This is a genomic window from Rivularia sp. UHCC 0363 (genome assembly GCF_034931125.1).
GTDB lineage: Bacteria > Cyanobacteriota > Cyanobacteriia > Cyanobacteriales > Nostocaceae > Rivularia.
In genome coordinates, this window is record NZ_JAYGHM010000008.1 from 100,712 (window position 1) to 119,958 (window position 19,247).

At 38.1% G+C, this 19,247-nt stretch carries 15 protein-coding genes; 6 read left to right on the top strand and 9 right to left on the bottom strand.

Annotation, left to right across the window (positions count from 1 at the left end):
- The first annotated feature begins 19 nt into the window (after positions 1 to 19).
- Positions 20 to 3,544, top strand: a complete 3,525-nt coding sequence (locus VB797_RS07065) for an Eco57I restriction-modification methylase domain-containing protein (RefSeq protein ID WP_323236953.1) — start codon at positions 20 to 22, stop codon at positions 3,542 to 3,544.
- 256 nt (positions 3,545 to 3,800) lie between these two features.
- Here the strand turns inward: VB797_RS07065 and VB797_RS07070 are convergent, their stop codons facing one another.
- From VB797_RS07070 to VB797_RS07090, 5 genes are all read right to left on the bottom strand, one after another.
- Positions 3,801 to 4,172, bottom strand: a complete 372-nt coding sequence (locus VB797_RS07070) for a DUF2237 domain-containing protein (protein WP_323236954.1) — start codon at positions 4,170 to 4,172, stop codon at positions 3,801 to 3,803.
- A gap of 494 nt (positions 4,173 to 4,666) precedes the next feature.
- Positions 4,667 to 5,854, bottom strand: coding sequence for a glycosyltransferase family 4 protein (locus tag VB797_RS07075; protein WP_323236955.1), 1,188 nt, complete (start codon positions 5,852 to 5,854; stop codon positions 4,667 to 4,669).
- Between the two features lie 358 nt (positions 5,855 to 6,212).
- Positions 6,213 to 6,635 (bottom strand): hypothetical protein, encoded by a 423-nt coding sequence (locus tag VB797_RS07080; RefSeq protein ID WP_323236956.1) that lies wholly within the window; start codon positions 6,633 to 6,635, stop codon positions 6,213 to 6,215.
- On the bottom strand, positions 6,628 to 6,843 hold the full coding sequence (locus tag VB797_RS07085; RefSeq protein ID WP_323236957.1) for a hypothetical protein: 216 nt from the start codon (positions 6,841 to 6,843) through the stop codon (positions 6,628 to 6,630). Before VB797_RS07085 ends, VB797_RS07080 begins: the two co-directional genes overlap by 8 nt.
- Before the next feature lie 13 nt (positions 6,844 to 6,856).
- Positions 6,857 to 8,491: a DUF2079 domain-containing protein gene (locus tag VB797_RS07090; RefSeq protein WP_416350845.1), complete on the bottom strand. Its 1,635-nt coding sequence runs from the start codon at positions 8,489 to 8,491 to the stop codon at positions 6,857 to 6,859.
- 242 nt (positions 8,492 to 8,733) lie between these two features.
- On the opposite strand from VB797_RS07090, the gene VB797_RS07095 reads away from it, so the two are divergent.
- Positions 8,734 to 10,131: a TldD/PmbA family protein gene (locus tag VB797_RS07095; protein WP_323236958.1), complete on the top strand. Its 1,398-nt coding sequence runs from the start codon at positions 8,734 to 8,736 to the stop codon at positions 10,129 to 10,131.
- A gap of 79 nt (positions 10,132 to 10,210) precedes the next feature.
- The gene (locus tag VB797_RS07100) at positions 10,211 to 10,903 is read left to right on the top strand and encodes a Uma2 family endonuclease (RefSeq protein WP_323236959.1); all 693 of its coding nucleotides are present in this window, start codon (positions 10,211 to 10,213) and stop codon (positions 10,901 to 10,903) included.
- Here VB797_RS07100 and coaE read toward each other — a convergent pair.
- The 3 genes from coaE to cobA all read right to left on the bottom strand — a co-directional run bounded on the left by coaE (position 10,897) and on the right by cobA (position 13,187).
- On the bottom strand, positions 10,897 to 11,481 hold the full coding sequence (gene coaE, locus VB797_RS07105; protein ID WP_323236960.1) for a dephospho-CoA kinase: 585 nt from the start codon (positions 11,479 to 11,481) through the stop codon (positions 10,897 to 10,899). The two genes, VB797_RS07100 and coaE, sit on opposite strands and share 7 nt — an antisense overlap.
- A 65-nt stretch (positions 11,482 to 11,546) precedes the next feature.
- Positions 11,547 to 12,407 carry a uroporphyrinogen-III synthase gene (locus VB797_RS07110; protein WP_323236961.1) on the bottom strand — a complete coding sequence of 287 codons (861 nt, stop codon included), beginning with the start codon at positions 12,405 to 12,407 and terminating at the stop codon, positions 11,547 to 11,549.
- A 42-nt stretch (positions 12,408 to 12,449) separates the two neighbouring features.
- Positions 12,450 to 13,187 (bottom strand): uroporphyrinogen-III C-methyltransferase, encoded by a 738-nt coding sequence (cobA, locus tag VB797_RS07115; RefSeq protein ID WP_323236962.1) that lies wholly within the window; start codon positions 13,185 to 13,187, stop codon positions 12,450 to 12,452.
- A gap of 803 nt (positions 13,188 to 13,990) precedes the next feature.
- Between cobA and VB797_RS07120 the strand changes: the two genes are divergently transcribed.
- Complete coding sequence (locus VB797_RS07120) at positions 13,991 to 15,781, top strand: bifunctional serine/threonine-protein kinase/formylglycine-generating enzyme family protein (protein ID WP_323236963.1); 1,791 nt, start codon at positions 13,991 to 13,993, stop codon at positions 15,779 to 15,781.
- A gap of 225 nt (positions 15,782 to 16,006) precedes the next feature.
- Here the strand turns inward: VB797_RS07120 and VB797_RS07125 are convergent, their stop codons facing one another.
- The gene (locus VB797_RS07125; RefSeq protein ID WP_323236964.1) at positions 16,007 to 16,981 is read right to left on the bottom strand and encodes a DUF1517 domain-containing protein; all 975 of its coding nucleotides are present in this window, start codon (positions 16,979 to 16,981) and stop codon (positions 16,007 to 16,009) included.
- A 1,265-nt stretch (positions 16,982 to 18,246) separates the two neighbouring features.
- Between VB797_RS07125 and pssD the strand changes: the two genes are divergently transcribed.
- Both pssD and VB797_RS07135 read left to right on the top strand, forming a co-directional pair.
- A complete protein-coding gene (gene pssD / locus VB797_RS07130) occupies positions 18,247 to 18,693 on the top strand; it encodes a PssD/Cps14F family polysaccharide biosynthesis glycosyltransferase (protein ID WP_323236965.1) in 447 nt (148 codons plus the stop codon).
- A 40-nt stretch (positions 18,694 to 18,733) separates the two neighbouring features.
- The gene (locus VB797_RS07135) at positions 18,734 to 19,222 is read left to right on the top strand and encodes a glycosyltransferase (protein ID WP_323236966.1); all 489 of its coding nucleotides are present in this window, start codon (positions 18,734 to 18,736) and stop codon (positions 19,220 to 19,222) included.
- The last annotated feature ends 25 nt before the right edge of the window (positions 19,223 to 19,247 follow it).

Consider the following 19,247-nt stretch of genomic DNA (forward strand, 5'->3'; position numbering starts at 1 on the left):
TTTGACAGGGTAGTATATCATGGCACTCAATTTTCAACGGACGCGGGATTTATTAGGTGATTTTAAATTCGATGATTTATTTATAGAGGAGTTAGGTTGGTCGCAACCGACACGTAGAAAACCTATCCCGCTAGAAATTGAGGGTGTAGAGACGCAAAATTTCGCGTCTCATTTTGAATACAAATGCATCGCTGAGGTGTCCGGTGTCGCTGTTTTTGAGGTGACAGCAACAGATGGGAGTATTCCAGTCGCGAAAGTTCGTACTGCGATTCATCAAGAGATTACGAAATTAAAAGCGGAAAATCTACTGATTTTTATCGATGAAACACGTACTCGTAGTCTTTGGTATTGGGTAAAGCGAGAAGGGAATAAAGAATTTATCCGCGACCATTTGTATGTACAAGGTCAACCGGGAGATTTATTTTTAAGTAAGTTGGGTTCTTTAGTAATTGATATTACTGAACATGAAGATGATATATCAGTAGTACAAATTGCTCAGAGATTACAAAAAGCTTTTGATGTTGAGCGAGTTACAAAGCAGTTTTATAAAGACTTTCAAGAAGAACACAAGCGATTTTTGGGTTATGTGAAAGGGATTAATCACGAAAGTGACAGACGTTGGTATACTTCTGTAATTCTCAATCGTTTGATGTTTGTTTATTTTCTTCAGCGTAAAGGATTTATTGATAAGTGTAACGAAAATCCTAATGGAGATTCTGAATATCTGCAAAATAAATTAACTGCAAGTCAGCAGCGTGGGGAAAACTTATTTTATAAAGAATTTCTCAAGGTTTTATTCTTTGATACTTTTGCAAAGCCAGAAATAGACCGCGACCCTTCGGTAAAAACATTAGTAGGAAATGTTAAGTATCTCAATGGTGGTTTATTTTTAAAACATAGAATTGAGCAAGAATATAAGATTACAATTGCTGACGAAGCTTTTGAAAAACTTTTAGAATTATTTGCGCGTTATTCTTGGAATTTGGATGACACACCGGAAGGGAAAGATGATGAAATAAACCCCGATGTTTTAGGGTACATTTTTGAGAAATATATTAATCAAAAAGCTTTTGGTGCTTATTATACTCGACCGCAAATTACGGAATATCTTTGCGATCGCACTATTCACAAGTTAATTTTAGACCGTGTAAATGAAGCAATCTCCGATAAACACAAACAATTTGAAGATATAAACCAACTGCTGTTAAGTAAAGAACCAAATATTTACCGTTTATTGTTTAAAGAGATTCTGCCAAAATTATCGATTCTCGATCCAGCGTGCGGTTCGGGAGCATTTTTGATTGCAGCGATGAAGACTTTAATCCAAGTTTATAGTGCTGCGATCGGTTCGATTAAATTAATTGGGGATGCAAATACAAAGGATGAATTAAAAGAACTCGAAAATATTCATAAATCCCTAGCTTATTATATTAAAAAGCGGATTGTTACAGATAATCTCTATGGTGTTGATATCATGGAGGAAGCAACGGAAATTGCTAAACTACGTCTTTTCTTAGCGTTGGTTTCTTCGGCTCATGATGTGAATGAATTGGAACCTTTACCTAATATTGATTTTAATATTATGGCTGGTAATTCATTAATTGGGTTAATGGGAGTTAATGCAGATAATTTTGACCAAGTTAAGTTAACTGCAAAAGCTAAAGCACGGGGATACAAGCAAGAAAATCCTGATTTGCAATTAAGTTTATTTCAATCCAGTTCCTATTATACATACCAAGCGATTTTAGAGGAAAAGAACAAGTCAATCTCAATGTATAAGCAACACGCTTTTATTCATGGGAAAGAAGAATTTGCTAGTTTAGATGATGGAACACATCAAGACCAAAGACTATTAAACTTACGTGCATCTATTGATAACCTTAATAAAGAATCGCAAAAGAAGCTAAATATTTTGTTGTTGGATGAGTTTAGTAAAAAGCTCAAAATAAAATATGAAGAAGTCCAATTAGCTGGTAAACCGATAAAACGAGATTTAACTGTTGATGATATTGCAGCTTTAAAGCCTTTTCACTGGGGATATCATTTCGATAAGATTTTAGAACGGGGTGGATTTGATGCAATTATTACCAATCCACCTTGGGAAGTCTTTCAAACAGATGAAAAAGAATTTTTTTACAAATATGACAATTTAATTCAGAAAAATAAGTTAGATATAAAATCTTGGGAAAAACAGCGAGAACAATTACTAAAAGACCCAGAAATACGAACAGCTTGGCTAGAATATTGCAGTAGTTATCCTCATGTAAGTGTTTACTTAAAGAAATCTGAGCAATACAAAAACCAACGTTCAGAAATAAATGGTAAAAGTGTAGCACGAAAAATAAATCTGTATTTTTTATTTGTTGAACAGTGTTTTAATCTTTTACGTCTAAATGGTGAATGTGGAATTGTTATTCCTAGCGGTATTTATACTGACTTAGGAACTAAACAACTGCGAGAAATGCTGTTTAGCCAAACTAAAATAACAGGTTTATTTTGTTTTGAGAATCGTAAGACAATTTTTGAAGAAGTTGATAGCCGTTTTAAATTTGTTGTGCTTACCTTTGCGAAAGGTGGAAATACAACAGAATTTCCATCAGCTTTCATGCGTCATGATGTACAAGAACTTCAAAGATTCCCTAGAGAAGATAGCTTAAAAATCAATATTGATTTAGTGCGTAAGCTTTCTCCTGACTCTTTATCAGTAATGGAATTTAAAAATGAGATTGATATTAGCATTGCCAAAAAATTAACTAAGTTTCCATTGCTAGGTGAAAAGATTGAAAATAAGTGGAACTTAACTTTGAGACAAGAGTTCAATATGACAAGCGATAGTCATTTGTTTAAACAGCAAGCAGGAAAAGGAAGATTTCCACTTTATGAAGGTAAGATGGTTCATCAGTTTACCCACAAGTTTGCTGAACCAAGATATTGGGTAGATGAACAAGAAGGAAGGAAAGCTGTATTAGGAAGGAATGGTCAAGATGAAGATCAGAAATTAGATTATCAATTTTATCGTCTTGGCTTTAGAGATGTAGCTAGAAATACAGACATTCGCACGATGATTTCTAGTATCATTCCACCTAATGTTTTTGCTGGTAATACACTAATTGTCTCAGAACAATTTAATAACCAGAATGAACTACTATTTGCTTGTGCTGTTTTGAATAGTTTTGCTTGCGATTTTGTAATTCGACAGAAAGTAACCGCACATTGCAATATGTTTTATGTTAAACAGTTACCCATCCCCCGACTAACCGAAGGAGACAAATACTTCTCTGAAATAGTCGATCGCTCAGCCAAACTCATCTGCACTACTCCAGAATTTGACGAACTAGCGCAAGAAGTTGGACTAGAATCCCACAGCAACGGAGTCACTGACGAAAGCGATCGCGCAAAACTCCGTGCTGAACTCGACGGAATCATCGCTCATCTCTACGGTTTAACCGAAGCAGAATTTGCATATATCCTCACCACGTTTCCCATTGTCAAAGAACAAGTCAAACAAGATGCACTAGAAGCATATCGAAAATTTGCACCCTAAGTGATGCAGAAATTGTCTAAGCGATCGCAAATCACAAAAAATAATAACTAAATTTCTTCGTAACTATAAAAACTCAAATATTGTTATTTAGGTATTTATATTGAGAAAAAGCCGGGTTTTTATTTCTAGTTAGAGAAAATAAATATACATCCATCCCAATAAAGCGAAACTTACTAAATCGATCGCGAAATGACTGATATCCCGCACCCGGTATGTAACTAATGTAGAGACGTAGCACTGCTACGTCCCGGTAAATCTAATCTACATCCGCAGCGTGTTGCTTCAATTCATCCAAAGAAGCATATTCTAATGTAGATGCGTGAGTAGCCGATAAAACTACCTTCGGTGCAACTCCATCATCCATCGCTTCCTTCCAGCGAGAAGCACATAAACACCATTTATCCCCAGCTTTTAAACCAGGAAACTCATACATAGGTCTTGGAGTACTCAAATCATTTCCCATCGACTTCGTATAGACGAGAAATTCCTCAGTCATTTCCGCACAAACAGTATGTGCGCCGAAATCACCGGCTCCCGTGTCGCATACTCCATTCCGGTAATATCCAGTCATCGGAGAAGTACAGCAAACCTGAAGCTGTTCTCCAAGAACATTTTTTGCATCTGACATAATATCAATTATCAATTATCAGTGAACAGTTAAGTAAGTGGGTCAAATGAAATATAAGACCTTACCCTTAGTCCGGCTTCCCTCTCCCTTAATAAGGAGAGGGATTGAGAAGCCACTGCGTTGCGCGGGTTCCCCGCGTTGTAGCAAGTGGCGTGGTGAGGTCTTATCTTATATTTAATTACGCCTATCTACTTACCAGCGAACAGTTATCTATTTTTCACTGTTTGCTGTTTACGATTAAAATTTCTTTAGCTATCAACATAATATTAACGCGATAAAGGAGTTAGGGAGTAGGGAGTAGTTTTAAAAGTTTCCGGCGGTTAAAACCGCTACTACACAGGCAAAGTCCACCTTCGTGGACTGATGAATTTTGAACCCGCGCAAGGCGGGTTTAGCTTGTGTAGACGCGGTTTCAACCGCCAGGTTCAGTATTAAATTAGACTTTTTAAACATTCTCTAAGAATGTCTCCCCATCCCCAATTACCAATTACCAATTACCAATTAACCAACTTCCTCTCTTTAACAACCTGCTGATAAACTCTTTCAGTTTGCTTGCCAATTTTCGCCCAATTAAACCGCTTTTCTAAATCTTCGTAAGCATTATCTTTTAACCACTGACAATAACCGTGATTTTTCAATACTTCTAAAATTCCCCATGCTAAAGAATCGGGATTATTAACGTAGGTAACAACACCTGTTCTAGTATGTTGAACTACTTCTGGGAAACCACCCGTATTAGAAACTACTACTGGTACACCAGCGGCAAAGCTCTCTAATGCAACTATACCAAAGGGTTCGTAAAGGCTGGGGAAAACCGCACAGTCGGCGATTGTTTGAAATTTATCTAAATATTCATCAGCCATAAAGCCGGTAAAGTAGCATCTATCCCAGATTCCCAAATCCCAAGCTTGCTTTTTAAGTCGATCGGTATTACCACCACCGATGATCACAAACTTGACTTTACCTCCCATTTCTAAAAGTACTTTGGGTGCGGCATTTAATAATAAAAATATACCTTTTTCATAGGTCATACGACCGACATAATAAACGATTTTTTCATAATCTTCAGCAAATTGACGGCGAAAATCTTGCTTATGAAACTGTTGATGATGCTGCTTTTTTTCAGGACGGATACCGTTATAAATTACATCGATTTTATCCCAAGGACTATGTAGCGATCGCTCTATTTCCAGACGCATATAATTGGTACAAACAATAACTCTCCAAGCTTCAAAAGCAAGTTTGTTTTCTTTACGATGGATGTAGCTTTGAGTCTGGTTGTGAATTCCGTTGTGTCGTCCCGATTCGGTAGCGTGAATGGTGGCAATTAGAGGTACTTTAAAAGTATGCTTAAGCGCGATCGCAGCATCCCCCACTAACCAATCATGAGCGTGAATTAAATCAAACTGACCTTCTTCCGACATCAACTTACCACCTTGTTTTCCCATGCTTTGATTCATATTGACTATCCAGTGGAAAAAGTCATGACTCTGAGCTACAGGTACCCGATGTATTTTGATTCCTTCTACCTCCTCATAAAGTGGTGCTTCACCGAATTCGGGTGTAATCAAGTAAACCGAATGACCTAACTTTACTAATTCCGGGTATAATTCACCTACATGACGGGCAATTCCCCCCACAATACGAGGTGGAAACTCCCAACTTAGTACCAGTATTTTCATGTTTTACTCCCAAATATTTACGATATCGTTTAATTGGCGTTACTGAATCAGTTGGGTGAAGTTATGATTTCACATTGTTTGAGAGGTAGCACTGCTACGTCTCTACATGGGTTTCGTGTTTAATACAAAATGTAAATAAATATAATTCATTGTTGAATTGTGCAACGCCGTTTAATTTATAACCAATTAAAATAATTAAACGTGCGATCGCTCAATTTTACGGGAGTATTTATACTCAATTTTGGCTTGTTATAACAATTTGGTGACAAAATAAATTGGGAATAGGGCATTGGGGATTGAGAATAAATTAAGAGTCGCAGAATTCTAAACTCTATATTTCTGTCATAACGTACTTCTTTTAAAGTATCTTTTTTAGAGTCACTTCAAATATCTTTTGAGAACGATAAAAACAAATATCAAATTCCATGAAAAAGTTAGCTTGTCCTAAAAGCAGAGGAATCTGAGTAGCTTGTGTCCAAGCAAACACCAATCTAACATCAGGGAATTGTCCAACTGTAGCAGATAAAATTAACACTCTTGCTTCAATTTGAGCCAAGTTACCTGATAACTGAAGCACCGTTGTTTGTTCTTCCCAAACCGCTCCTAATTCGACTCCAATTTGATAGGGAAGAACATTTACCATTGCTCCTGTATCCAAAAGTCCGATAACTTCGTGCGATTTTTCCTTATAGTTTAACCTCAGTGGCAAAAACGGCTTGAAACTTGCTTCTCCCAAACTGTTATCACTTGATACAAAAGAATATCTTGCTGGATTACTCATTATTTTGGGAAGTTTCTGTATTTAAAGCCTCTAACATTATATTTGCAGCTTCTACCGCATCATAAGGCGACCAAACTGGATATAATGCACCAGATTTGATTAAATCTGTTTCCTCGTTTGCTAGCTCAGCAGCTAAAATTTGAATAATTTCAAGTTTATCTACGCGATTTAGTCTGCGTAATTGTTTCACTAACTCAGTTGATACCATTTTAGATTTTAGATTATCTCCCCATCTGTGCTTTCTCAAATCTCAACCAATCTTTCACCGCTTCACTCTCAGAATTTACGCCTTTTCTTAATAAAATTACGCCATCTTTGAAGCCGATTATGCCATATTCTTGATTATTCGTAATCTGATCAACTAAATTTATTAATTCTTTTAATGACTCGCGATCGCTGCGGAAAGCTGGTGCATACTTTTGTAACTGCCATAAATCGGCAATTAGATAATCCATTTTTACCACTTCTTGCCGGTCGTTTCGCAATTCCAACATCGATAAACGCAGAATTTCGCGACGACTTGAAAGGTGTGCTACGAGATAAGTGGTTGCAGATACGCTCGCATCTGGGGGGATTTGCGCTAATAAAGGACGAATTCCGCTGCGTACATGATGCCACTGTTCCGGTAGAGATACATATACCCAGGGCTTTATTGAATCGGGTATGAGAAAGTAAAAGGTACGATTTGGGTTTGATGTAAAGCTAAACAATAAAGATAGACAAATACAACCGATCCAAAAGCGACGAAATGACGGTTTAAATGCTTTAGGATGTTTTGACCACCAAATAATTGCACCGTAAAATAATCCGGGAACTACACTTAATGCATAACGAATGGTAATCGCTAATACCGAGTCACCCTTACCTAAAAGCAATTTTAGTAACGGAAATCCGGCGATACTCCAAGAAGCTGGTGCGATCGCAGGTATAAACGCCAAAGGCAGCCACTGACCGAGTAAATACTTAATTGTTCTGTCTACTGGTGTTACAAGTTCTATCAATAATCTTAGAGGATTGCTAACTATTCCCCAAATAATATCTAAGGTAGTGGCTTCCTCACCATCAACATATTGTCCGAATCTTTCCAACATAAACCGCTTGGAAATATCTTCAGAAAACAGCGGCATAATTAAATTAGTTAGCAGCAACATATACCCAAAACTAACGGTACAAACTGCTAATCCAGCACGAGGAAAGCGTTTACTCAGAACCATGTAAACCCCAACCCCAAATAATCCCACCCCCGCATCTTCTCGCACCATCAAAATTAATCCAGCCATCAGCCAAAACAGCCACCACCAGCGCTTTTCCATCGCCAGCAGCAAAGTAAAAATAAATAGCGGAATCTGACTGATATCGTGGAAATTACCCAGCGTCGGGCCAATCACAGCATTTGCAGCGTAATAGCTACCAGTAATCATCACCGCTAATCGAGGTTCTAAATATTGACGCGCTAGGACATACAGCATCAAACCCCCAGCCGTTATCAACGTTACCAGCAACACCGCCAAAGTTGCCGCATTCGGAAACAACGCATATATAGGTAGCCAAAGTAACAGTGCCGGAGTAAAATGCTGACCTAAGCGATGGTAATAAACCGTAGGAATTTCATTCGCGTGGACAACATTAGTAGAAAGACTTGAAGAAAGCGAACTTTGGAAAAAGCGACCGTGGAGATTATTCCAAAAAACCTGATTAAAAATACCTTGATCGAAAGATGCGTAAAAGCTAAAATAACGGTTTAATACTAGTACAAGACATATAACAAAGAATACTCCTGCAACCGGAAGAATCGGTTTAATAAAGGTAAATAAATTTGATAAACTTGAATTTGACTTAGATATAGTTCCTTGCAATTGTCACTACCTCACTCACTGACCTCATTGAAGATAAAAAAGTTAATTTTTATTTTTCAAGATTGAAATATTATAAATGCTTTTTGATTAAGAATTGGGCATGAGGCGTGGGACATTAGGAATAATTATTAAGATTGAACTCATAATTCTTAACTCCGAACACTGATTAAATGGATGACACTGATGACACTGATTAATAACTCCGGTGTTCTTAACTCTTAACTCCTAACTATTCCCAGAAAATGCCTACTTTAACAGTTGACACTCAAAATTTACTTATTGACTTAATCGCTCGTTACTCCCAAAAAGTTGATTATTTAATGATTCGGCTTGAGGAAGCGGAAGGAACTGATATCTTATTACGCGGTGATAAGGTAGAGACGCTGAGCGAATGTATTTCTGTTGGGGGACAGGTTCGAGCTTGTTATAAAGGTGGATGGGGTTTAAGTAGCTTTAATCATCTTGCCACTATTGAAGACCGTATTGAAGAAGCGATCGCAGCTGCACGAATTGTCGGTGATGAGGAAACTATATTAGCTCCTATCATTCCGATCCAAGCAGTATGTGAATTACCGCTGACGGGTACCGACCCCAGAAATATCTCTTTGAGTCAAAAAAAGCAGTTGTGCGATAATTACGCTGATTTAATCAAAAGTGTAGACCATCGCATTACTACAACCTCGTTGCGTTATGGTGATAGCGCTCAAAAAGTCATCATTGCGACTTCCGAAGGAACGCTGATCGAACAGTCATGGGTAGATATGGAAATGCGTTTCGCTGCGACTGCTAGACATGGTGAAACCGTACAAACTGGTAGAGAAACTACAGGTTCCCGTAAAGCTTTTGAAGATTTAACTAGTTTAGACGAACAAGTTACCAGCGCAGCCAGTAGAGCGATCGCTGCTTTGTCGTTACCTCCTGTCAAAGGTAATACTTACACCGTAGTCATTGACCCGATTCTTACCGGCTTATTCGTTCACGAAGCTTTCGGACATCTTTCTGAAGCGGATATGGCTTATGAAAATCCAGATTTATTAGAAGTAATGACTCTAGGAAGAAGGTTTGGGCCCGAAGACTTGCAGATTTTTGATGGTGCTGCACCCACTGGACATCGCGGTAGCTATTATTACGATGACGAAGGTACCCCAGCTACTACTACTCAATTAATTAAAGACGGAGTTTTAGTCGGACGCTTACATTCTCGCGAAACCGCAGGCAAATTAGACGAAACCCCTACCGGAAATTGCCGCTGTCTTAATTATCACTATTCCCCCATCGTGCGGATGACTAACACCTGGATCGAAAGAGGAAAAACGCCCGTAAAAGACTTGTTTTCTGGAATCAAAGAAGGAGTTTACGCAAAAAACTGGTTGGGTGGTATGACCAACGGGGAAATGTTTACTTTTGGTGCTGGAGAAGCATGGATGATTAGAAACGGTGAAATTGCCGAACCCGTCAAAGATGTGACTCTTTCTGGTAACGTTTTCCAAACTTTGAAAGATATTGAAGCGATCGGTGATGATTTTTACTGGGACGAATCTGGTGGTTGTGGTAAAGGTGGACAAAACGGTTTACCTGTAGGTTGCGGTGGCCCAAGTTTGAGGATCAAAGATGTAGTAGTAGGAGGGGAAGCTGGGTAGGGAGATGGGGTGATGGGGTGATGGGGTGATGGGGGGAGTTAGGAGTTAGGAATTAATAATTAATAACTGGTAACTAAAAATGACTATTTCTGTGAGAAAGAATGTAACTAAAATTCCACTTTTGGAAAGTGGAGATAAACTTACTCGCCATGAATTTGAACGACGATATACCGCAATGCCTGATAATAAGAAGGCGGAATTAATTGAAGGAATTGTTTATATGGCATCACCTTTACGTATAAGAAGTCATGGGGAACCTCATGGAAACTTGATTCTTTGGCTGGGAACTTATAAAGTTACGATTCCAGGTTTAATTTTAGGCGATAATTCTACAGTCCGTTTAGATTTGGATAACGAACCTCAACCCGATGTTGTATTGTTAATAGATGAAAAATTGGGCGGACAAGCACGAATTAGTGAAGATGATTACATTGAAGGTGCGCCGGAGTTAGTTGCTGAAGTAGCTGCTAGCAGTGCATCTAATGATTTACATGATAAGAAAAATGCTTACCGTCGTAATGGAGTTTTAGAATATATTGTTTGGCAGGTTTTTGAAAACAAACTTGATTGGTTTTATTTACAAGATGGTGAATATGTATCATTAGAAGCTGACGCGGCTGGAGTAATTAAAAGTAAGGTATTTCCTGGTTTATGGTTGGCTAAAGAAGCACTACTTGTAGGAGAGATGAAACAAGTTCTCGATGTTTTACAACAAGGTTTAAATTCACCAGAACACGCAGAATTGGTGAAACAGTTAACAACTGCTCACTGATGAAATATGGCAATATCAATTTGCTGTAATAATGTTTCTAAACTTGAACTATTATCTAAAACAATGTTAGCCTTGTGGATTTTTTCACTTAAAGGCATTTGACTGCTAATTCTGGCTTGTGCTTGTTCGAGGGTTAATTGATTTCGCTGCATCAATCTTTCTAACTGCTGTTGTTCGGAACAGCTTACTACCCAAATTTCTGTTACCAAGTCTGTCATATCTGCTTCAAATAATAAAGGCACAACTAAGACTAGAGTTTTTGCTGATATATTTTTTGTTTCTACAGAAAGGCGATCGCCGACGTAAGGATGAATCAAGCTATCTATCCATAAGCGTTCTTGTTGCTGACTAAATATTATTTCAGCTAATTTTTCGCGGTTGAGGCTGCCATCAGCAAGTAAAATTTTGTCTCCGTAACGTTTGACTATTTGCTGTAATAGCGACGAATTCACCGCAACAGCTTCTCTAGCGTAAATATCTGCATCTAATATCGGTAAACCATAAGCATCAGCTAAATAATTAGCGACAGTTGTTTTACCTGTCGCTATACCACCAGTTAATCCAATTATACGTTTCATGAATTAGAGAAAATTAGGAATGTTGGTTGATTTGTAATAATCTATTATCCATCAACAATTTCCAATTACCTTAAATTAGTTGCCCAATCGATAATTGCTTGAGTTAAACCGTCCAAGGTGTATTCTGAAGCTTCAACATCCACCCTTCCGAAATAAGTTTGACAAGCGATCGATGTTTGAGGACCGATAGAAGCAATACAAACTTCTTCGAGATAACTTGATACTACAGATGATTGATTGTCTTGGGAATTATCTGAAAAAACTTTTTGTGCTAATTGAGTAAAAAACTTCACCGTTTTGGAACTAGCAAAAGCAATTACATCAACAGTTCCACTTTGCAAAGCTAACTCAGCAGAAGGAGGAATACTATCAGGACAACAAGATTGGTAAGCTGCTACTTCGGTAATTTCTGCTCCTTGATTTTGAAATTCCTCAACTAAATTTTCCCTTCCACCAGTTTCAACCCTAGGAAATAAAATCTTTTGACCAGCAAGCTGTTCGGGAAAATGTTCTATTAAAGAATCGGCAATAAAATTGGGCGGAATAAAGTCAGGTTTTAAGTTATGATTTTCAAGTATTTTTGCCGTTTTCTCGCCAACAACAGCAATTTTCAGATTAGCTAAAGTACGAGCATCTTTACCCAATAACATTAACCGTTCAAAAAAGTAACTGATCCCGTTGCTACTCGTAAAAATTAACCAGTCAAATTCCGCTAAATTTGCGATCGCATTATCTAAAGCGTCCCAGCTTGAAGGGGGACAAATTTCTAATGCAGCCATTTCTATTGCATTCGCACCTGCATCTGCAATCAGCCGAGCAAATTGACTCGATTGTCCTACCGAACGAGTAATCAGAACAGTTTTTCCACTCAAAGGAAGAGTCGGAGATATTGTTGCAGAAATTTGGGATGATGTATTAGCTGTCATGGATTTAAAGTCCAAAGCGTAAGATAATCGGTAAGCCTGTAACTACATATTCTCAGAAAATCCGGCATATCTTACCACTTCGCCAATTACAATTACAGCGGGTGATAAACGCACGGTTTTTACTTGTTCTACGATTGTGGAAAGCGTACCAGTCCATACTTGTTGTTGGGCTGTACCGGCTTTACGAATAATCGCGATCGGAGTCATGGTTGTAAATTTATTTTTTCCATATTTCATTAATTGGTGTATAATCTCTGAGAGATGTTGTCCACCCATTAAGATTACTAGGGTATCTAACCTTGAAAGCGCTTCCCAATCGAGATCGGATGGTTGATGAGCGCTAAATACAGCGAAGCATCTACTCATCACAGCGTCCGTCAGAGGAATTCCTGCTAGCATTGGAGCAGCTATTGCCGAAGAAATCCCCGGAACAGCTTCAAAATTGCAACCAGCAGCGCTTAAGGCTTTAATTTCGGAAATACAGCGACCAAATATGAAAGGATCGCCAGATTTTAGCCGAATAACAAGCTTACCCTGTTGGCAGTATTTTATCAATAAATGATTAATTTCTTCTTGAGCAGTACTCGGTAAACCCCCACGTTTACCAACATAAACTTTTAAACAATCATCCGGTACCAACTCTAGCATTTGCTCCGAAACCAAAGCATCATAAACTAACACTCCAGCTTGAGCCAGCAGTCTATAAGCCTTCACAGTTAGATATTCTATATCTCCGGGTCCAGCACCCACAAGATAGACTTTTCCACGGTTGTTGGTCATATCTTAAGAATACAGCCTAAATTATTTTAGATTTTGGATTTTGGATTAAGTAATTAGTCAACCAAAATTATTTTTATACTTACTCCCTACTCCCTTTCTATCCCCGAAACCCATCTCCGAATACTGTTGACACAAGCCGACGGTTCACTATAATATTTTGTGTTGAAAGTATATTTATTTGATATATAGCTGTACTTTTAATTTTGTCAGATTCATCATATTTAAATACCAATTTTAAATACCAATATTTTTACTAATAGAAACTGGTTCGATTTTATATAGATGCTGCGTTTGCTGTCTGGCGATCGCGACCGGGAATAGTTAAGCGTAAATCATTAAATCTTGCACATTATTTATCATCAACCATTCGTTCAACAAAGGTAAGATATTTAATAGTGTTAGGACTTAGCAAAAAGGCATATTTTTCTTGTAGGGTGCTAGTACACAGACTAATTATCAACCTAGTAATAAGACGGTGAGTGTACGGCACCATCCGAGTTTTGTGACACTTGCGGCCATTCCTGAGTGTATTTGATTAATTTTTATTGATTAAAGGAATGCGAACCGAACTTGCTCGTCACTAACAGCAAAAAAGACGCTACCAATTCATAATAAGCATAAGCGAGCGGGACGCTCGCACTACTAACAAAGTATCGGTTTTTTCATAAAAATTACCAAATTCCAAAGAGGGTAACAGAGGAAGAACCATCTGAGAATAAACTGTAAATCCCGATTTTAATTATAGGTATTTCCTACTCCCCATTCCCCATTCCCCATTCCCCATTCCCCATTTCCTAAGTATTGTGTTAATTTGCCAAGAACCTAATTGCTCAAATCCCTTCAATGTAGAGGGAAATAAACATTGTATCAGTTGCGGAGTCAGCAATTTTGGTAAATTTTTGAGAAACCGTTATCGGGTATCAAATTTATTAGGAGAAGGTGGTTTTAGTAAAACTTATGCTGCGGTTGATGTAGATAGATTGGATGCACCTTGCGTTATCAAGCAATTTTTTCCTCAAGTACAGGGAAGTGCAGCAAGAGCTAAAGCAGCTAAATTATTTCGAGAAGAAGCATTCCGCTTGTACGATTTGGGAGAAAATCATTGGCAAATACCCAGATTATTGGCTTTCTTTGAACAAGGTTCAAGTTTATATTTAGTGCAGGAATTTATTGAAGGTCAAACTCTTTTAGAGGAAGTGAATTCTACTACTTTTGACGAATCAGCAATTAGAGGAATTTTAACCGATTTATTGCCAGTTTTAAACTTTATTCATTCTCATAACGTAATTCACCGCGATATTAAACCAGAAAATATTATTCGTCGCAAAGTTGATGGAAAACTGGTATTAATTGACTTTGGTGGAGCAAAACAAGTAACGCAAACCAGTTTAGCAAGACAAGCTACTGTACTTTATACTATTGGTTATGCACCAGCCGAACAAATGGCGGGTTTTGTATTTCCCGCAAGCGATTTATATGCTTTGGGTATTACTTGCGTGCGGCTTTTGACTCAATGTTTACCTTTACAAGACGATCGCGGACAATTTCACGACTATCTTTATGATGCCATGAACGGTGAGTGGTTATGGCGAAAAATTTTGCAAGAAAAAGGTATTACGATTAGCGATGAATTAGGAAGAATTTTTGATAAATTGCTGCAACATTTGGTCAAAGATAGATATCAATCAGCAACCGAAATTCTTGAGGATTTGAATTCTTCAGTATCCGATAAAGTAGCTGCTTCACCACCACAACCAACATTACCTGATTTAGCTAGTTTTGAATTTAATGTAGTGAGAGTAGATACGGTCGGAAAAGAAATTAAACGCTGGGTGAATAGAGCTAAATTTTTTACAGACAATTTGAGCAGTGAAATAATATTAGAAATGGTATTAATACCTGGTGGTAGCTTTATTATGGGTTCTTCTATTGTCGAAGGAGATACAGATGAACGTCCCCAACATATTGTTACTTTAAAACCATTTTTCATGGGTAAATACCCAGTTACTCAAGCCCAATGGAAAGCAGTCGCATCGTTACCGCAAGTTAATTGTTCCTTAAATCCCAGCCCATCAAAATTTAAAGGTGCAAACTTACCCGTTGAAAACGTATCTTGGCACGAAGTACAGGAATTCTGTGCTAGATTGCAAAAACAAACCGGACGACAATACCGTTTACCCAGCGAAGCAGAATGGGAATACGCTTGTCGAGCCGGAACTAGTACACCGTTTCATTTTGGTAAAAGCCTCAACGCTCAATTGGTAAACTGCAATATTGATAATTATCACCCCATAGAAGCGATCGCATACAGACAAACAACACCCGTAGGCAGTTTTGGTGTAGCTAACGACTTTGGATTATACGATATGCACGGGCAAGTATGGGAATGGTGCGCTGACCCCTGGCATAAAAACTATAAAGACGCACCCACAGACGGAACAGTTTGGCAATTAAGCGGAGACGTACATCGTCGCGTACTTCGCGGAGGTTCCTGGAGCTTCAGTACCGAAAGTTGTCGTAGCGCTAGTCGCAGTTGGAACGAACCTGAAGGAGGATTGAGGGTATGTGGTTTTCGAGTCGCAATGAGCAGTTAGGAATTGGGAGTTAGGAATTGGGAGTTAGGAATTGGGAGTTAGGAATTGGGAGTTAGGAGTTAGGAATTGGGAGTTAGGAGTTAGGAATTGGGAGTTAGGAATTGGGAGTTAGGAGTTAGGAATTGGGAGTTATGCGAGTGTCTCCCCATCTTTGCTTAAGCAGAAATAGAGGGGAGACAATTACCAATTACCAATTACCAATTACCAATTACCAATTACCAACTATTAAACAAGCTTCAAATCAGCATACTCAGCTAGTAAATCATCGCTAGTCAAAGTATCACCTTCTGCTTGGGGAGTCCACAAAATCTCAAATGCTAGTAATTTGTCGCTGGGTATACTGCCAAATTGACGCAGTGCTTGACTTAAATCATCTGCACTATTGATGTTAGGAACTTCGGCTTTACCTAAAGTTGCTGCGAGTAAGGTCACAACTAAATATTCTCCCGGTCCCTGGGTAATTAAATCGGTGGGATTGTCTAATTCGCCGCTAGATGGTAAAGCATTCTTAGGTTCGGCTGCTTTTAACCGATTGTTGACGTTAGATAATGTTTCTTCACTGAATTTGCTGCGTTCGGCTAAAGCTAAACGGTTAAATTCGGCTTCTGCGGAGTTCAAACGCGCTTGATTTGTACTACCACCTGCGTAAACCCAATATTCTGGATGACGCAATAAGGCAAGACTGGCTTCTTGTAAAACTTGCGCTCTAGCTTCTTCGGATTCAGTGTCGGCAGTTTCGGCCAGACGGTTTAGTTCGGCTTGCAGTTCGCGAGCTTGAGCTAATAATCCTACTTGCAAACGAGTCACGGAAATTGTTGGGTTGCTGCTGTAAGCAATTTCTTCTTCTCCACCGCTAGCAACTCTACGGAAGGTTTGGACTGCAAAGTTAGCTAAAGCGAAGAAAATCAAAATCCCAAATAAACCCCCAAATCCTCCACCTATACCCCAAAAAGGAAATAGGAAAGGCAAACCAAATCCACCACCGGGATAGGGAGCGTATCCACCTCCGGGAGGTGCGTAAGTACGAGGAGATGAGTAAGGACGGCTGGAAGGCATTCTGAAAGAACCACCACCAATTCTACCCCCACTACGAGCAGCTAGCGCCCCCGATGCTTGGCTAAATACCAGCGTAAACACTAAGAAGGTAACTAGGACGGATTTCAAAAGCGGTTTGATGACACTTTGTATTTTTTTACGCATGATACGTTCTGTTGCAAAACAATATTAACGATATTAGTTACGGTTGATGCCAATGTTAATAAATATATTTTCTAATTCAGCCCACAATAGCTGATTGGCACATTTACTATTCTTTACTTACTACATCTTAAATTTATCGTTTCTGATTAGGGTTAGACAGTAACCTTTGGAGGGAAATCCACCGTAGATAACCGTACCTTGGGAAAAATGAGGAGTAAGAGGAATAGGTTTAACTCAAGTTCACGTAAAAAATGTACTAATTACTTTCTACCCGCTCTAAAACTACCTAGCAAATTTACTCTGTGTCTCCGTGTCAGTTTCAATTCAATACTGCTATCCTCTTAGAAAATTACTGGAGTTGAGTAAGCACAAAGCAGGAAGTAATCTTCATAAATATAAATATAAAGTAATCTTTATAAATATAAGTACATAGAAGTAGGATGCATTGTAATGGCGATCGCCCTTAGTCAGTTAGTAGGTTAGAGTTCCAAACCAAATTTCTTCGACATCTCATATTTCGGCATATTTGCCCAAATTTATAGTTAATTCACTGTCTTTTATAGAGATGTTCTTCAGTCTTTAATTATTAGTATAAAAAATAATAATATATTTCGCCAGCTAAGTTTTTCTTGGCTTTTGATGATTGGTAAAATTATATACTTATTATTCATTTAAAGAATAATCGGCCATGAGGTTTTTTTGTCTATTATTATACAGACACCAAAGATATAATTTTATACTAGTACATCAAATAACTATAATTTTGTTTAAAGATTCAGTGAAGTAAACTCAATTAATTATCAATTAAGTTAGTCTTTATATTAAAGTTCTATAAAGTACACCTACTGTACTAGTACTGTACTAGTAGAAATGATTATTTTCGTTGCGCGTGAAGCGGTTAATTATGATTAAGATGGATTTCCCTAGGGATTATTACTCATGCGGACTTGTTTATCGAAAACGTCAAGCAAGTATGTGGATCGAGTAAGTTATGCTTATAATCATCCGTAAGGAATAAACTATGTCTAAGGAATTTCTCTATGCTTATTGTTAAATTGGTGCAGTTGTTCTAAGTAAAAAATCTGGTTTACGGTTATGTAGGGTTAGCGTCCGACGACTGTAAATAAAAGATTGAGTTTGGAAGAAGCAAGTTGATCTAAATGAACGAAGATTATTCTTGCTTGTGAATTTAGCGTTAAATTAGGTTGCACTAACCGATCGTTCAAATATGTGTCTCTATTAAGGTTCGGAGGGGTGAAAAGTTTATGAAACTGTTACTAGTATGTACTTCTGGGGGTCATTTTTCCACCATGAGGAGACTAGAGTCTTTTTGGTGCAATCATGAGCGAGTATGGGTGACTGACCCGAAGAAAGATACAAAATTATTAGAAAATGGTGAAAAAGTTCATTGGTTGCCGTATCAAGCTCCTAGAGATATATTGGCATTTTGGCAGAATATTCCTCGGGTATTTAAGATAGTCTATTCAGAACAACCTGACATAGTAATTTCAACGGGGGCTAGTATTGCCGTTGGATTTGCAATTGCAGCTAAGTTTCTTGGTAAAAAGTTTGTGTATGTGGAGAGTATCTCTCGCTCGGAAGAACTGAGTTTATCTGGAAAATTGGTTTATAAATTTAGTGATGAATTTTATGTACAGTGGCCCAATTTATGCCGCAAGTACCCAAAAGCAATTTTTAAAGGATACGCTTAGAGGTTACAAGTAAATGCAGGTCACTTTCATTGTTATTTAGATGATTACTGTTACATTAGGAACCATACCTTTTTCCTTCGATCGGGCTATTAATTGGTTGGACAGTCTTTTAGACACTGGGGTGATTTCAGAAAGCGTATTTGTGCAGCATGGAACAACTGATGTATCTGCGCTGGCAAAATATCCCTTTGTAAAAACCGCACCAATCGTTGAGACGAATTTGTTGATGAAAACAATTGAAGAGTCTCGGCTGATCGTATCTCATGCTGGTCAAGGGTTAACGCGGGGGTTAGCAGCCCAGGGAGCAAGTTTTATTTTGGTACCGCGTTTAGCTTGTTATAAAGAACATATCGACGACCATCAATTATGGTTTGCTCAAGGGGTAGAAAAATTAGGAATAATTTATTGCATGAGCCTAGATAATTTGGAACAAGCAATAAAATGTCCGCCACCTAGTTTTAAAGGACAAATATTCGACGAGCCAAAATTAGCCGAGCATTTAATGCAGATATATCCGGTAAGATCTTGAGGATGCAGTATAAGATGAGGGCTTT

Coding starts and splice junctions, on each gene's coding strand:
- VB797_RS07065 (WP_323236953.1), top strand. CDS start 20: ATGGCACTCAATTTTCAACGGACGCGGGATTTATTAGGTGATTTTAAA.
- VB797_RS07070 (WP_323236954.1), bottom strand. CDS start 4,172: ATGTCAGATGCAAAAAATGTTCTTGGAGAACAGCTTCAGGTTTGCTGT.
- VB797_RS07075 (WP_323236955.1), bottom strand. CDS start 5,854: ATGAAAATACTGGTACTAAGTTGGGAGTTTCCACCTCGTATTGTGGGG.
- VB797_RS07080 (WP_323236956.1), bottom strand. CDS start 6,635: ATGAGTAATCCAGCAAGATATTCTTTTGTATCAAGTGATAACAGTTTG.
- VB797_RS07085 (WP_323236957.1), bottom strand. CDS start 6,843: ATGGTATCAACTGAGTTAGTGAAACAATTACGCAGACTAAATCGCGTA.
- VB797_RS07095 (WP_323236958.1), top strand. CDS start 8,734: ATGCCTACTTTAACAGTTGACACTCAAAATTTACTTATTGACTTAATC.
- VB797_RS07100 (WP_323236959.1), top strand. CDS start 10,211: ATGACTATTTCTGTGAGAAAGAATGTAACTAAAATTCCACTTTTGGAA.
- coaE (WP_323236960.1), bottom strand. CDS start 11,481: ATGAAACGTATAATTGGATTAACTGGTGGTATAGCGACAGGTAAAACA.
- VB797_RS07110 (WP_323236961.1), bottom strand. CDS start 12,407: ATGACAGCTAATACATCATCCCAAATTTCTGCAACAATATCTCCGACT.
- cobA (WP_323236962.1), bottom strand. CDS start 13,187: ATGACCAACAACCGTGGAAAAGTCTATCTTGTGGGTGCTGGACCCGGA.
- VB797_RS07125 (WP_323236964.1), bottom strand. CDS start 16,981: ATGCGTAAAAAAATACAAAGTGTCATCAAACCGCTTTTGAAATCCGTC.
- pssD (WP_323236965.1), top strand. CDS start 18,247: ATGAAACTGTTACTAGTATGTACTTCTGGGGGTCATTTTTCCACCATG.
- VB797_RS07135 (WP_323236966.1), top strand. CDS start 18,734: ATGATTACTGTTACATTAGGAACCATACCTTTTTCCTTCGATCGGGCT.